12 protein-coding genes and 2 tRNA genes are annotated in these 15,624 nt (G+C 50.1%); 9 read left to right on the top strand and 5 right to left on the bottom strand.

What is annotated here, in order from left to right; genetic code table 11:
• Window positions 1-31 precede the first annotated feature (31 nt).
• The 3 genes from T488_RS17305 (at window position 32) to T488_RS0106810 (ending at window position 2,073) form a co-directional block, all read left to right on the top strand.
• Window positions 32-1,714: a putative bifunctional diguanylate cyclase/phosphodiesterase gene (locus T488_RS17305; RefSeq protein WP_051536383.1), complete on the top strand. Its 1,683-nt coding sequence runs from the start codon at window positions 32-34 to the stop codon at window positions 1,712-1,714.
• An 81-nt stretch (window positions 1,715-1,795) separates the two neighbouring features.
• Window positions 1,796-1,882, top strand: a tRNA-Leu gene (locus tag T488_RS0106815).
• Window positions 1,883-2,000: 118 nt separating this feature from the next.
• Window positions 2,001-2,073, top strand: a tRNA-Ala gene (locus tag T488_RS0106810).
• 48 nt (window positions 2,074-2,121) lie between these two features.
• Here T488_RS0106810 and T488_RS17300 read toward each other — a convergent pair.
• A complete protein-coding gene (locus tag T488_RS17300; protein ID WP_051536382.1) occupies window positions 2,122-4,293 on the bottom strand; it encodes a SulP family inorganic anion transporter in 2,172 nt (723 codons plus the stop codon).
• Window positions 4,294-4,453: 160 nt separating this feature from the next.
• On the opposite strand from T488_RS17300, the gene T488_RS0106800 reads away from it, so the two are divergent.
• Window positions 4,454-5,248, top strand: coding sequence for an AraC family transcriptional regulator (locus T488_RS0106800; protein ID WP_028520123.1), 795 nt, complete (start codon window positions 4,454-4,456; stop codon window positions 5,246-5,248).
• 338 nt (window positions 5,249-5,586) lie between these two features.
• Here T488_RS0106800 and T488_RS0106795 read toward each other — a convergent pair whose 3' ends face one another.
• Both T488_RS0106795 and T488_RS0106790 read right to left on the bottom strand, forming a co-directional pair.
• Window positions 5,587-7,146 (bottom strand): TIR domain-containing protein, encoded by a 1,560-nt coding sequence (locus tag T488_RS0106795; RefSeq protein WP_028520122.1) that lies wholly within the window; start codon window positions 7,144-7,146, stop codon window positions 5,587-5,589.
• Between the two features lie 68 nt (window positions 7,147-7,214).
• Window positions 7,215-7,994, bottom strand: a complete 780-nt coding sequence (locus T488_RS0106790) for an amidohydrolase family protein (RefSeq protein WP_028520121.1) — start codon at window positions 7,992-7,994, stop codon at window positions 7,215-7,217.
• 201 nt (window positions 7,995-8,195) lie between these two features.
• Here T488_RS0106790 and T488_RS0106785 point away from each other — a divergent pair, with 201 nt between their 5' ends.
• Together T488_RS0106785 and T488_RS0106780 are read left to right on the top strand one after the other, a co-directional pair.
• Window positions 8,196-9,497 carry a GH25 family lysozyme gene (locus T488_RS0106785; RefSeq protein ID WP_028520120.1) on the top strand — a complete coding sequence of 434 codons (1,302 nt, stop codon included), beginning with the start codon at window positions 8,196-8,198 and terminating at the stop codon, window positions 9,495-9,497.
• Window positions 9,498-9,581: 84 nt separating this feature from the next.
• The gene (locus T488_RS0106780; RefSeq protein ID WP_028520119.1) at window positions 9,582-9,854 is read left to right on the top strand and encodes a hypothetical protein; all 273 of its coding nucleotides are present in this window, start codon (window positions 9,582-9,584) and stop codon (window positions 9,852-9,854) included.
• Window positions 9,855-10,021: 167 nt separating this feature from the next.
• Here T488_RS0106780 and guaA read toward each other — a convergent pair whose 3' ends face one another.
• Window positions 10,022-11,575: a glutamine-hydrolyzing GMP synthase gene (gene guaA / locus T488_RS0106775; protein WP_028520118.1), complete on the bottom strand. Its 1,554-nt coding sequence runs from the start codon at window positions 11,573-11,575 to the stop codon at window positions 10,022-10,024.
• A 315-nt stretch (window positions 11,576-11,890) separates the two neighbouring features.
• On the opposite strand from guaA, the gene T488_RS0106770 reads away from it, so the two are divergent.
• From T488_RS0106770 to T488_RS0106760, 3 genes are all read left to right on the top strand, one after another.
• A complete protein-coding gene (locus T488_RS0106770) occupies window positions 11,891-12,493 on the top strand; it encodes an HD domain-containing protein (RefSeq protein WP_028520117.1) in 603 nt (200 codons plus the stop codon).
• Between the two features lie 20 nt (window positions 12,494-12,513).
• The gene (locus T488_RS0106765; RefSeq protein WP_028520116.1) at window positions 12,514-14,100 is read left to right on the top strand and encodes a DUF1653 domain-containing protein; all 1,587 of its coding nucleotides are present in this window, start codon (window positions 12,514-12,516) and stop codon (window positions 14,098-14,100) included.
• Between the two features lie 212 nt (window positions 14,101-14,312).
• Window positions 14,313-15,098, top strand: a complete 786-nt coding sequence (locus T488_RS0106760; protein ID WP_028520115.1) for a ZIP family metal transporter — start codon at window positions 14,313-14,315, stop codon at window positions 15,096-15,098.
• A gap of 6 nt (window positions 15,099-15,104) precedes the next feature.
• Here T488_RS0106760 and T488_RS0106755 read toward each other — a convergent pair.
• Window positions 15,105-15,624, bottom strand: a 520-nt coding sequence (locus tag T488_RS0106755) for a GNAT family N-acetyltransferase (protein WP_242838314.1), incomplete at its 5' end; no start/stop codon positions are given.

Genomic DNA, 15,624 nt, shown 5'->3' with positions numbered 1-15,624 from the left:
GCAGGCTTATGCCTGTTCGGAGGGGATATGCATGAATACAAACGAGTATCTGACAGCACTTGAGAAATTCATAAACGGTATGTACCTGATCCCGGATACACTTGCTCCCGAAACTTCCGAGATAATGGAGGATCTGTGCTACGTCCTCAAGATCGGCAAGATCGATTTCGTTGCCTATGACAACGAGGCTTCTGAGCATATGGGACTTTTCAGGAGCTATTGCTTTTACGACTGTGGGGGCAGCTGTGACGGCGATTACATCACAAGGCGCCTTATCACGCCCGATGAGAATATAGCAGTGTATAAAATAATTCTCCGCGACGGGGCCGACGAGTGGACTCAGCTGGACCGTGCAAGAATTGAGATATTCATCTCTCTGCTCAGCACCTTCAACGCAAGAGCAAGACTTCTTAAACTGACGCACAGACTCACCTTCTTCGACGGCGAGCTCAATATGTACAACCTCAGACAGTTCATGAAGACGGTAAGACAGCTCTGCAAAGAGGAGATAATCGAGGATTATACCGCTGTTTACTTCAACCTCAAGCGCTTTTCCATCGTCAATCAGCAGATAGGACGCGAAAACGGCACCCGCGTCATGAAAAAATTCATCGGCATGATCGACGATCTTCTTGACCATAAACATGAGTTCGTCTGCCGTATCGGCGGCGACAACTTCATCATAATCCTTGAGGATACTAAGCTTGAACCCGTTCTGAAGCTACTGAACGGCACAGGCATCACCATTGACGACAGCAGATCGGAGCGTATCTTTATCTCCGCTACCGTCGGCGTTTACGTCATCCCCGATATGGACAGCTTCGTCCTGCCCACCGATATAATGGACAGAGTAAGCATGGCTTTCCATATTGCTAAGCTCACACAGGATGTGGTGTTCTTCGATGACGCCCTCCTCACAAGGAGCAAGAGAAATAACGACATTACCGCCAGCTTCCCCAAGGCTCTTGAGGACGAGGAGTTCCTCGTCTACTATCAGCCCAAGATTGCTCTTGATGGCAGGAATATCGCAGGCGCAGAAGCACTGTCACGCTGGTTCCATAACGGAAGGCTCATTTCTCCCGCAGACTTCATACCCGTCCTCGAACAGGGACGCGACATCTGCAAGCTGGATTTCTACGTTCTGGACAGAGTTTGCAGGGATATAAGAAGATGGCTGGATACAGGCAGAAAGGTTGTCAGGATCTCCGTCAACCTTTCAAGACGGCATCTCTCGGATATGGATCTCCTCGATCGTATCGTGGCAATAATCGACAGGCATAATGTGCCCCATGAGCTCATAGAGATAGAGCTCACAGAGACCACCACCGATGTGGAGTTCAAGGACCTGAAACGCACTATCAGCGGTCTACACACAACAGGTATCTCAACCTCGGTAGATGACTTCGGTATCGGCTATTCCTCGCTGAACCTCATAAAGGAGCTGCCCTGGAACGTGCTGAAGCTGGACAAGAGCCTGCTCCCCGACCATAACAGCAATAACGATGTGCAGAAAGGCATCATGTTCAAGTACATCGTCGCCATGGCTCAGGAAATGGGACTGGAGTGTATCGCGGAGGGCGTTGAGACCAAAGAGCACGTTGACCTGCTCACCTCAAACTGCTGCAAGCTGGCTCAGGGCTATTACTTCGACAAGCCCCTCCCCGTTGAGGAGTTCGAGAAACGGCTTTACGATAATTATATCTATGATAAATAACGCTAAGGGCTGCCTTCTTCGGCAGCCTTTAATTTTGGTATTGACAATCTGTAATATTATGTGTTATAATTATAACAATGCGCCGGTGTGATGGAATTGGCAGACGTGCGAGACTCAAAATCTCGTGGTGGCAACACCGTGCGGGTTCGACCCCCGCCACCGGCACCAGCACAGAGCCTGTGCACCCGTCCGCGTTGACGCCCGCAGGCTCGCTTATCCTGTTAACAACGATAGTCTGCGTTCAACAACGAAAATATCATCAGTTATGCAGACTTCAAATAAGCATGGGCCCGTAGCTCAGTTGGGAGAGCGCTGCGTTCGCAACGCAGAGGCCGAGGGTTCAATCCCCTTCGGGTCCATTACATGAAAAAGCCTGAGAGTTTTTCGCTCTCAGGCTTTTTGTTTTTTCAGTGCTTGTAGAGATCGTCGATAAGATCGGTGAATTCGGGGTTGGACTTTCTGAGGTTGTCAAGTGCCTCGCGTCTGTGGGCAAGCAGCTTCTCATATAACTTTGAGTCATGCTTTTTCAGCGTCCTTACAAAGCGGCGGTCATGCTCTCGCAGTGTTTTCAGTGCCTTGGGATCCCTGACGCCGATACTCTTTGCAAGGCGCAGCTTCCGGAGCTCTATGGCTTCCTCAATGCGTTCCTCGCTGATGTGGAGCTTCTCCGACAGCTCCTTCAGGTGGGATTCCAGATGCACAAGGAGCTCCTCGCGGTCAAGCTCCCCCATGCCCTTCCAGTTTTCATCGGCATTGATTATCCCAGTCAGCTGCTCTTCGGCATTTCCGCTGCTGTTGATACTCACAAGGAGCTTTTCGGCGTACTTCTCCATTTCCTCATCAGCAGCTGAGCCAAACGCCCACTCAAACTCAAGACGCTCAAAGCTGCGGACCGGAAGCTCATCCTTGACCAGATCCTTGTCATTTTCGGTATCATAGGGAGCCGTAAAGCCTGCGTCCAGAAGCGCCGCGGGGATAGTCCGCCTGCAATGCCCCTCCTCCACCATGGAGCCCAGTCCGAGCCGGCGGAAACGGTCATTCAGCGAGCCGATATGAGAGGCGAAATACAGCTTTATCCCTCTGCCGTCAAGAAGCTTTTTCAGCTCAGCTATCCTGTCGGCGGCGGTTATGTCTATATTGCAGACGGCTCCCGAGTCTACCACGACTACCCTTGTATCGTCCTTGAGGGCGGACTCAATATCCGAGATGAATATATTGATATTGGCAAAATAGAGATTGCCCGAAAACCTGTACAGCACTGCCCCCTTAACGGGATAGGCGTAGGTGTTGCGCTCAAGGCTGTGGAAGCCCTCGTGCCCCTCGATAACGCCAAGGAAGGAGCGCTTCGGGTTGGCAACATTGAGGATAAGGCTGATAAAGGAAAGTATCACGCCCGTCATTACGCCGTAAACTGTTCCGAATATGAGAACTCCGAAAAAGGCGCCGAAAAAGATGAAAAGCTCTCTTTTGTCCTGCCTGAAAAGCCGCTTCATCAGGTGGAATTCCACGGCTCCCAGAAGCGCCGAGACCACTATTGCTGTCAGTATTGGTACGGGAAGATACTTTATGAAGCCTGTGCCGAAAAGCATTATTAGCATCATGGAAAATGACGCAGCTATTGACATTATCTGTGACTTCCCGCCGTACTGCTCCCCCATTGCGCTTCGTGACACTGAGCCGTTGACAGGACAGCAGCCCGTCATGGAGGCGGCTATATTCCCCAGTCCGTATGCCAGTATCTCACGGTCGTTTTTCAGCTTGTAGCCGTTCTTTGCAGCATAGCTGCTGGAGGCAAGAAGGGTCTCTGCCATTATTACAACAGCAACGGTAAGACTTGTGGTCAGCACCTGTGTAAGGTCCCAGCCGCTGAAATGGGGAAGCCGCCACGCAGGAAGTCCACGCTCCACGTTTTCAAGGAGGGCAACGCCGCGGCTCTCCGCAAAGCCTGTCCAGCCCAGCACCGCTCCGCCTATCATTACGAATACAGACATGGGCAGCCTGGGCATCAGTTTTTTCGATATGAGCAGAACTGCCAGAGCCGCTCCGCCAAGTATAGCTGATGTGGCATTGAAGCTGTGAGCGCAGGTCTCAACAATATGCTCTGCCAGCTCAACTATCTCTCCTCTGCCGCCGGTGCCGCCCAGTATCTTGGGTATCTGCATGAAGATTATTGTGGTGGAGATACCGCTTATAAAGCCGCCCATAACAGGCGTGGATATGTAGGAAACTACCCTGCCCGCCCTGAACAGCGCCATAAGCAGCAGCCAGACTCCCACGAAAAAACTGATGACCGGCACAAGCTGTACTGCCTCAGCAGAGCCGCTCTCTATGCCAAGTGTGGCAAGAAAAGCTCCCACAAGGGCGGCAGGTGCCGCGTCCACGCCGAAGATGAACTGCTTCGAGGTGGAAAGAAGTCCGAAGATGAGTATGGGAAAAATGGAACCGTACAAGCCGTAAACGGCAGGAAGTCCCGATACCTGGGCATATCCCATGGATATGGGGATGGATACAAGTGCTATGATGATGCCAGTGAATATATCCTTAGCCGCTGATGCGGCGGTGATGTCTTTAAGTTTCAATATATCGCCTCCCGACTGAATAAGTATACCATATCCCGCTTTAAAATTCAACTATCGGAGGATAAGGTATTTATATATCACTTTTGTGCTGAAAGTCATTGACACGCCAGCGCCTACTGTGGTATAATATTCCCGTAATTTGCAATAGGAGGGAAAGCTCATGAAAATGGTCGAGATCGGCTATAACCACCGCCACGGCAAAAATTTCTGCATAGACAGACCAAACGGCACAGAAAGCTGGCTCATGCTCATAGTAAAGACCCCCGCACATTTCAGAATAAAAGGCAAGGACATCCGCACAGGTGCCCATTCGTTCATAATCTTCCGTCCTGATACCCCCCAATATTACTATCCTGCCAGTACCGAATATTTCGACGACTGGATGCACTTTTTTCCCGATGAGGACGAGCAGGAAATGATGGCTGAGCTCAATATCCCCCTGGACCGTCCCGTTGATATAACAGATATAACCGAAATGTCGGAAATGATACGCAGTATGTGCTTTGAGCACTACTCTTCCAATACATTCAAGGAGAAGGCTATCGACCTTTATTTTCAGCTTCTCATGTATAAGACCTCGGAAAAGCTCCGCAAAAAGCAGACCCTCACCGACCGTCCCGAGGGCATTTATTCGGAAAAGCTGCTGTGGATACGCCAGTCAATTTACCGCTGGCCCGGCAGAGACTACTCCATTGACGATATGGCTAAGGAGCTCTCTCTCAGCCGCTCTCGGTTTCAGCATATCTACACCGAGACCTTCGGCGTAAGCGTCAATAAGGATGTCATCACCAGCCGTCTCAACAAGGCTGCGGAGCTGCTGAAAACTACCGACCTCTCCGTCAAGGACGTGGGTATCAATGTTGGGTACACCAACACCTCTTATTTTGTGAAGCTTTTCGGAAGCTCCTATGGTCTCACGCCCCTTCAGTTCAGGCAATCCGAGGATAAACGATAAATCCAAAGCCCCTGAGCAAATATTACAGATAACCATATAGACATTTTGCCCCGAAGCACTTTAAAATGCTTCGGGGCATTGTATTTATACAGTTAATAAGCTAAATCATAATTTAGCTTTGCTGAATTTTGATTTGAGTTTAGAGTTGAGAGTTTAGAGTTGAAAGTTGTGGAGTCGCCTGCGGCGACAATATTTAAATATTGTGAGCGAAGCGAACACATTAACTCTCAACTCTCAACTTTCAACTATCAACTTAGCGCATACGCGCTAAATCCCGATTTATGTGCATGACATTGCCGTATTGTCAATAGAAACACTTATATGCTCAGGAACTGTTTTTATTTTTCAAGTCCTGCAAGTACGGCGACCATGAGAACTGCAAGTACGACTATGAGTACCACCGCAAGCTTTGAATGGAACTTTACTGCCAGAACTATCAGCACAGCGGCAATTATCGCCATATAGCCCAGAAAGCGTGCCTTTATCACCTGTTTCTTCCGCTTCCGCGACTCCCGCTCCGTCTCCTCCTCTGCATGGAGCTGTCGGAGCTTCTCCATCTCAGCCTGCTCCTCACTGTCTATCTGCTCCTGCTCACGTAGGAAGACTGCGTCCCTGACCGCACTTACAAAGCGCTCATACAGGGTCGTGAGCTTTACGCTGTCCTCTCCCTCTGCAAAGCGAAGGGCGCTGCGGAGAGAGCTTCCCAGCATATCCGAAAGCTGGGCGCGGTAGATGTCATCGTCGGTAAAATCAAAGCCGAAGCGCTCAACATAGTCATCGGCGAAGCTGCCCACCATTTCCTCAAGCATAAGGTCGTCGGTGCTGCGGCAGCCGTTGTCCGCAAGGAAACGTGCAAAATGCGCCTGCCAGCAATATGGGTCGGCGTCGAGTATAAGTCCGCTGTACTCCTCGGCGGCGTCGAAATCCTCATCTGCAAGGAAAATCTTCATGCGGCGGATGAGCTTCTCGGGAGTTTTTTTCACTATGCTCCGCGGACGGCTGCCGCTGCTGTCGCCCAGTGAGTTTATGCTCCTTATGACCTCCGTCAGGAAGCCCATTCTCGTCACGTCCTTCACAGGATACTCACTCAGTTCATCGGGAAGGTCGCGGGGATCGGTGTTCTTTATGCACACATAAAGCAGCCTGCTCTCGCCGCGCTTTATGGCAGCTCCGCACCTGCTCCACTCGCTCCTGAATCTGGGCACGCTGAAGTTCTCAGCCTTGCAGCCCACTACAAGCAGTGCCGAAGCATTTGTTATAGCCGCATTCACATAGGGCTCATACTCGCTCTCCGGTATATCTCCGAGAGTTACGGGAGCGTAGAAGACCTTCATGCCCTCCTCAGTGAGCTGATGGCATATCTCCTCAGCAACTGCGCTGTCAGGTGTGGAGCGTCCGCTGTCATCGGTGAGACGGCAGCAGATGAACACATCGTATCTCTCACCTGTTCCCACTCGCTCCACGGTCTCGCGGCGCAGCATTTCCAATGCAGCCGCCTCTCTGCGGTAGAAGGCTCCCTGCGACGGAGTGGCAGTCAGCAATGCGGCATGATAGTTTGGGTCTGAGGTTATCTCTCCCGTTTCAGTCCTGCTGCAAACGGGTATCTTCATACCCGAGATAGGATCGTCCTCATATACAAGTCCGCAGCGGCACATGAGCACTCCCCAGAAGCCCTCGGACTCGTTGGGTATCTCCTCGGAAAGCCCGGTGAAAAGCTTCTCCGCTCCCTCAAAATCGGTCTTGAGACGAAGCTGACAGGCTCTGTTGTACATCTCCGCATGGTCGCCGAAATACCTCAGCGGATAGGTCTGTCGTGAGCCGCAGTGCTCACAGTCGCATACTCCCGTACCGTCATCGGGTGATATGATACCGCCGCACATCTTGCAGATATAGTCCATCAGCTCCACCTCCTTTGATACTTTGATATTATAACACGTATTTGTAAAAAATGCAACGTTATTTGTTATTACAAGATGCGGGACGCCCTCCCCTGCATTATGCCGTAGAGCCTTGCTGCGTTCCCCCACATGAACAGGCGGCGCTGTACATCTGTCAGGTGCAGCCCCTTTGCAAAGCGGATATGGGCTCCCATGTCACAGCTCCCGAAGTCGGAGCCGTACATTATCCTGTAGGGAATACGCTCAATGGCTCCTTCAAGGCTTTCGGCTATGGCAGGGATATGCTCCTCACTGTCTGCCAGCGATGAGGTGTCAAACATGACGTTGCCGCAGTCTCCCAGCACCTTAAAGCACTTATCTGTGTCAGGATAAAAGCAGTGACAGTAGACGAATATGTTCTGCGGTCGGCTCTCGGCAAGCTCCTTCATACGCTCGGGAGAAGCATAGTGAGAGTTGTCCCAGCCCGTGTGAAAAAGTACGGGCACGCGGTACTCCGCCGCAAGGTCATACACGGGGAAAAGGCTGCTGTCGGTACAGTAAAAGTCCTCATGGCCTGTGTACACCTTCAGCCCCGCAATGTCTCTGTGGTCAAGAAGCTCCCTGCAAAGCCGCAGCTGCCCTTCAAAGCTGATAAGAGGGCTTATGCCTGCGACTACCTTAATATTATCGCTGCCGCGGAAAAGCTCCGCACACTCTGCGACGGAGCCGATAACGCTTTCAAGCTCGGAATCGGCTATGACTACTCCGCCGCTGACGCCGTTTTTTTCAAGCTCCGCCGTGAGCCTGTCCCTCTTCGCGTTAAGCTCAGGCTCCTGCCAGGGAAGATGTAAATGTGCATCTAAGATCATTGTATTATTCCTTTCATAAGAAGCTGCGCTGAACTGTACATAATCAAAATAATATAATATTATAGCAAACAGCCGATAAAAAGTCAAATTTGTACCCATTCTTTTCTGCACATGATATAGTTTTTCTTTACAATCGGCTCCGCTTATGATATAATTGATTATATCTTTACACGATAAAATCCATCTGCCGAAAGGAACAACATGAGATCAAAATATATAATCCCCGTTTTCGCTGCACTCTGCCTCCTCGCAGGCTGCGGCAGCAAAAAGGTAAGCAATACAGCAAGCGTTTCCGTTGAGGTCAATACCACAACCGCTGTTACATCAACTGCAAAAACCTCTTCATCTGCCGTAAAAACTACGGCTGTTACCACAACAACTACCGCCGCCAAGCCCGAGCCTCCCAAGGATCTGGTGCTCAAGGGCAAGGACTCCGTAGAGGTCTATGAGGAAATAAAGCTCAAGGACTTCATCACCGAGAAAAATGTGGACCTCAAGGACGGTGAGGTAATGCTCAACACCTCAGATACAGGCGTTTTCGAGGTTGAGATACCCTATATCTACAAGGGAAATGAGTTCAAACAGAAGCTTCAGTACAGCGTGTTGGACACCACTCCTCCCATTGTGCTCAATGCAGGGTGGACTCCAAATCATAAAGTAGGAACTCCATTTGACCTGAACAATTATGTGGGATTTGCGGATAATTTCGATAAGACTCCTTCCCTTACCTACGAGGGAGACGTTGACCCAAATGCTGTGGGCGATTATCCCCTTACTGCCACAGCCACCGACAGCTCCGGCAATTCCGTTTCCTGGGACCTGACTATATCTGTTGTGGAACAGGTGCCTGCTCCCGTTGACAATAACCCGAGAGTGGATTACAGCAGCTTTATCGAAAGATACGATCAGGAGGGTGTCCGCTTCGGCATCGATGTATCTGCATGGCAGACCAATGTGGACTACAACGCGGTCCGCGACGCAGGGTGCAGCTTCGTCATTATCCGTATCGGCTATTACTACAGCCAGATCACCATGGATGACTACTTCCGCCAGAATATCGAGAACGCCACCGCCGCAGGTCTCGATGTGGGCGTTTACTTCTATACCACCGATAACTCCGAGGAGGGCGTCCGCGAACACGCCCGCTGGATAGCCGATAACCTGAACGGTCAGCAGCTGGACTTCCCCGTCGCCTTCGACTGGGAGGAGTTCGGAAACTTCCAGAAATACGGCATGAGCATCAGGGACCTCAATGACATATATGCCGCCTTCGCCGACGAAATGGAAAAGTGCGGCTACTCCGCTATGCTCTACAGCAGCAAGAACTTCCTCAATAACTTCTGGAGCCAGCGCACAAAGGCTTCTCACCCCGTATGGCTGGCTCACTTCGTCGATGAGACCGACTATGAGGGCGACTACGCTATCTGGCAGGCAAGCGCCTACGGTCATATCCCCGGTATTATTGGTGATGTGGATATGGACATACAGTATATGAATAGATAAAACACGACCAATGGAGATATAGGTATCCGAGGTCGGAGGCGGAGCGGAATGAAGCTGAGCGCAGAGCATTGAAAGAGGAGAACAATGGATAAACATCAAGATGTGAAAAACTTTATTAAAGAAGGAACTGGAATTGACATTTCAAAGAAGCTACTTGCCTTTATAATGAATCCTCGGAAACTTGAAGGCTTAAATAATGATGCTCTAAAAGAAATTGTGATTGAATATGCTCCTATCTACCAAAGGTTCAGATTTATGCTTGATGGTCCGAATTGGCTTGCGTCATTCACCATATCTCTTAGATGTCGAATAGCCAATAAACCGGAATTAGAAAAACTCTTAGGAATATCACAATAAAACAAAAAGAGCTATCAGATTCTAACTTGAATCAGATAGCTCTTATCTTTTCAGACAGAATATTTATAACTGTTGCCGATAATCGAGAATTGTTGCCAAAACGTTGCCATGATAACGGTTTAATAACGGCTTTTGGCGTATTTACGCCGTTTCTGAGGCCTTGTTTATTATTCCCACTCCACGGTTCCCGGAGGCTTGGAGGTTATATCATACACTACTCTGTTAACGTGCTCTACCTCGTTGCAGAGACGGTTGGATACTCTCGCAAGCACGTCATAGGGGATACGCGCCCAGTCCGCTGTCATGAAGTCATCGGTGGTAACTGCGCGTATTGCGATAAGGTGGTCGTATGTACGATGGTCGCCCATTACGCCTACTGTACGCACGTCGGGCAGAACTGCAAAGAACTGCTTGAGCTCCGACTCAATGCCGCTCTTGCGTATCTCGTCACGGAATACTGCGTCTGCTTCCTGAAGTATCTTTATCTTCTCCTCGGTTATCTCGCCGATGATACGAACTCCGAGACCCGGTCCCGGGAAGGGCTGTCTCCACACAAGATCGTGGGGTATGCCAAGCTTCTCGCCCACCTGTCTTACCTCGTCCTTGAACAGGTCGCCCAGAGGCTCGATAGTTCCTGCGAACTTGATGTCCTCGGGCATCTTTACCATGTTGTGGTGGGTCTTGATGACAGCTGTGCTGCCGTGACCTGCCTGATTTCCTCTGCCCGATTCGATACGGTCGGGGTAGATGGTTCCCTGTGCGAAAAATCCGTCTGTTCCCTGCTCTCTTATCTTGTCCCAGAATACGTTGTAGAACTCTGTGCCGATTATCTTACGCTTCTGCTCGGGGTCGCTGACGCCCTTGAGCGCCTTGAGGAACTGGTCCTTGCAGTTTACACGGACAAAGTTCATGTCAAAAAGCTTTGTAAAGGTCTCCTCGACGAAGTCTCCCTCGTCCTTGCGCATAAGTCCCTGATCCACGAATACGCAGGTAAGCTGCTTGCCCACTGCACGGCTGAGAAGTCCTGCTGCGACTGAGGAGTCAACTCCCCCTGAAAGTCCCAGTATTACCTTCTTGTCGCCTATCTGCTCGCGGAGCTTCGCAACTGTGTTCTCGATGAAATCGTCCATTACCCAGTCGCCTGTGCAGCCGCAAACGTTATATAAGAAATTATGGAGTATCTGCTTGCCGTATTCGCTGTGTGTCACCTCGGGGTGGAACTGCACTGCATAGAGCTTTCTATCGGGTGCTTCAAATGCGGCACAGGGACAGTCCGCAGACTTTGCCGTTACGCTGAAGCCCTCGGGAAGCTGACTTACGAAATCGGTGTGGCTCATCCATACTACGCTCTTTTCGGGAACGCCCTCAAATATAAGGCTTCCGCTGTTCTGAGAGATCTCGATCTTTCCGTATTCGCTTTTCTCGCAGCTCTCTACCTTGCCGCCGAGAGTGTACGCCATGAGCTGACATCCGTAGCAGATACCGAGTATCGGTACTCCGATGCTGAATATCTCCTCTGAGATATGGGGCGAGCTGGGATCGTAAACGCTGTTGGGACCGCCTGTGAAAATGATAGCAGTCGGGTTCATCGCCTTTATCTCGCTTATGGGCGTGTCAAATCTCTTGATCTCGCAGTATACTCCGCACTCTCTGACTCTTCTTGCGATGAGCTGATTGTACTGACCGCCGAAATCGAGGACTATACAAAGCTGGTTAGACATAAGTCCCTCCTTAACTTCCGCTTTTCGGCTGCGGACGCCGTATTTATGAAGCTGTCAGCCTTCGGGAAGCGGCTTCGCCGCTCAAACATACGGATGATATGATCCTTCCGATACCAATGGCTGACGGCTAAAGGATCATGTTTTAATTATGCCATATTTCAGAAGAAATTTCAAGTGCCTGCACCTACTTTTTTTCCGCTGGAAAAGTTGTACTGCCAATTATAGTTAAAATCCATAAAAAAATCATATACGCCCTATTGAATTTAATTACAATTTGTGGTATAATAATTATACTGTATTTTAAGGAGTAACATTATGACGGCAAAAGAAGAATTCATATCAATTTACAAAGAAAACATCAAACGCGAGGGTGCAGACAAGCTTCTGGAGTTTCTCGAGAGAAGCGATTTCTTCACCGCTCCCAGCAGCACAAGATTCCACGGCTCCTATGAGGGAGGTCTCGTTCAGCACAGCCTGAATGTGTACCACTGCCTGAAGGACTATCTTTCACGCCCCCGCACCAAGGAGCTCTACGGTATGGACTATTCCGAGGAGACTATCGCTCTGGTCGCTCTTCTCCATGACGTCTGCAAGGTGAATTTCTACACCGTTGAGATGCGCAACAAGAAGAACGATGAAACGGGACAGTGGGAAAAGGTCCCCTTCTACGCCATCAATGATACGCTTCCTTACGGACATGGGGAGAAGTCCGTATACATACTCTCGGGTTATTTCTACGGTGAGAACCGACTGACCCGCGAGGAAGCATTCGCAATACGCTACCACATGGGCTTTTCATATGGCGGTACCGAGGAAAGAGGTACCATCGGAAAGGCGCTCGAAATGTATCCGCTGGCGTTGGCACTGAACGTGGCTGATATGGAGGCGTCATATTTCCTTGAAGGCTCAAACAAATAAAAATAAGGAGTGTGTTATTTATGAATTGGTACGATAACGCGATAATCTATCACATCTATCCGCTTGGATTCTGCGGGGCACCTAAATTCAATGACGGAAGCGAGGACGTTACCTACCGTCTCGACAAGGTCCTGGACTGGATCCCTCATCTCAAGGAAATGAACGTGGACGCCGTTTACTTCGGTCCCGTTTTTGAGTCCGTTGAGCATGGCTATGACACCATCGACTACAAGAAGATAGACCGCAGACTCGGTGACAATAACTCCTTCCGCTTCATTTGTGACAGACTTCATGAAAACGGCATACGCATAATCCTTGACGGAGTTTTCAACCACGTCGGAAGAAAATTCCCTCAGTTCGTTGATATACAGGAAAAGGGCCAGGGCTCTGAGTACTGCGACTGGTTCCAGAACCTGAACTTCGGCGGTCCCAGCCCCTGCGGCGACCCCTTCTGGTACGAGGGCTGGAACGGTCACTACAATCTGGTAAAGCTCAATCTCCGCAATCCCGGAGTCTGCGACCACCTGCTGGACGCTGTGAACTACTGGATAGAGTCCTTTGACATTGACGGTATACGCTTCGACGCCGCTGACTGTATCGACTTCGACTTCTTCAAGCGCATAAGAAGCTTCTGCAAGGGCAAGAAGCCCGATTTCTGGCTCATGGGTGAGATAATCCACGGGGACTACAACCGCTGGGCTAACCCCGAGATGCTGGACAGCGTTACCAACTATGAGTGCTACAAGGGACTGTGGTCCTCTCACAACGACAAGAACTACTTCGAGATAGACTACTCCATAAACAGACAGTCGGGCGCTAACGGCGGTATCTACCGCAATATCGACCTGTACAACTTCGTGGACAACCACGATGTCAACCGTCTGGCAAGCACCCTCCACAACCATGCACATCTGCCCCTCGTCTACACTCTCATGTACACCATGCCCGGTATCCCCTCTATCTACTACGGAAGCGAATACGGCATAGAGGGAAGAAAGGAAAACAACTCCGACGATAACCTCCGCCCCTGCCTCCACCTTCAGGATATGGAGCGTGAGAACTTATCCCTCTATAAGCACATCGTAAAGCTTGGTCGGATCTACCGCGCTTACCCTGCACTCAGAACAGGCAGCTATGAACGTATCATGATAACCAATCAGCAGCTGCTGTTCAAGAAGGTACTGGGCGATCAGACCGTTTACGTTGCTCTCAACCTTGCAGACTATGACTTCGACCTTAACTTCGGCACCCACCTCTCAAGACTGGTGGACGTATTCACAGCTTCTCCCCTTCAGGTGGAGAACGGAAACGCCTATGTCCGCATGAGACCTTACTCGGCTATGATAATCGTTGCCGATGATATAGTCAACATCGAACCCGAAGACGAGAAGCCCGTTGAGGACAAGGATACAGAGATAGTTGTGGGCGCTAAGTACCGCCATTTCAAGGGCAATGAGTATGAGGTCATCGCAGTTGCAAGACACAGCGAGACCATGGAGGAGCTTGTGGTCTACAAGTCCCTCAAGGACGGCGAGGTCTGGGCAAGACCAAAGGCAATGTTCGTTGGAAAATCAGGTGAGGTAAGACGCTTCACAAAGCTGGACTGATATAGTATCAAAGCCATAGTGTCCCCATAAAAATCCGGGATACTATGGCTTTTCTTATACCTCCCGCAGACGTTAATCACTTGCAGAGGCTGTTGCGAATAATATAATAACAGGGCGCGGTGACTGTTGCATCAGTGCACTGCGCCCTTGATGTTTTAACTGTGTTATGTTATAATATATATGGTTAGCAGTTGCTAATCAAGAAAGGAGTTATTATGCTTGAAATTGTAAAAGGACTTTCCATACCGTTTCTCGGTACGTCCCTGGGCGCTGCCTGCGTCTTTGCGATGAAGAACAACTTCAGCATTACTATACAGCGCATACTTACAGGCTTTGCCGCAGGAGTAATGACTGCCGCAAGCGTCTGGAGCCTACTTATTCCTGCCATTGAACAGTCGGAGGGAAAAATGGGACGTCTGGCGTTCATACCTGCCGCTGCGGGCTTCCTTGCAGGAATAGCCTTCCTTCTCCTCCTTGACAAGCTTATCCCCCACCTTCACATGAACAGCGACAAGGCGGAGGGTATAAAGGCTAAGCTTTCAAAAAACACCATGCTCCTCCTGGCTGTGACCCTCCATAATATCCCGGAGGGTATGGCTGTAGGAGTTGTATATGCGGGACTTTTCTACGGAAATACAAATATTTCCGCCGCCGAGGCATTCGCCCTTGCACTGGGAATAGCTATCCAGAATTTCCCCGAGGGCGCTATCATCTCCATGCCCCTCCGCGCAGGAGGCATGAGCAAGCCAAAGGCTTTCCTAATGGGTATGCTCTCGGGTGCTGCCGAGCCCGTGGGAGCTATTCTCACCATTCTCGCCGCAGGTCTTGTCATACCTGCTATGCCCTATCTCCTCAGCTTTGCCGCAGGTGCTATGATATACGTCGTGGTGGAGGAGCTTATCCCCGAAATGTCAGAGGGAGAACACTCAAACGTGGGAACTATCTCCTTCGCCGGCGGATTCACCGCCATGATGATACTGGACGTGGCTCTGGGCTGAGAACCCTTACAGCTTCTTTTTCATCTCATCATAGCAGAGATAGTCTCCGCCGCCGCACTTTATACTGTTATAATCCTTGAAAATATATCCCTTTTTCATGTAGATAGGCTTTGCAGGCAGTGACGCGGAAAGAACTATATTATCATACCTCTCTGCAATGCGCTCCTCGGCAAAGGCAAGGAGCTTTCCGCCGTATCCTCTGCCCTGAAATTCGGGCAGCACGAAAAGCCTGTTCAGCTCATTTTCCGCAGCAGTTACCGTTCCGGCAGGAACTCCGCCGTCGTAAAGTATATACACTCCGCCCGCGCTAATGTCCTTCATGATGTTTTCGTGACTGTGGTGGGCAATGAAGAACTCTACCGCGCCATTGGGATAATAGTGAGGGTAGACTGCTCTTATAGTCTCATGCACTATTCGTTTTACCGTTTCCAGATCTGTTATTTCTGCTCGTCTTATTTCCATATCCACGGCTCCTTTATTGATGATTATAGCATAAAAGCGGAGCGTTATGCTATAATTGCCCGAT

Origin of the sequence: Ruminococcus flavefaciens ND2009 (assembly GCF_000621785.1) — a bacterium.
Lineage (GTDB): Bacteria > Bacillota > Clostridia > Oscillospirales > Ruminococcaceae > Ruminococcus > Ruminococcus flavefaciens_C.
Note: the sequence above shows the minus strand (reverse complement) of the source record. Positions and strands in the feature narration are given on the sequence as shown.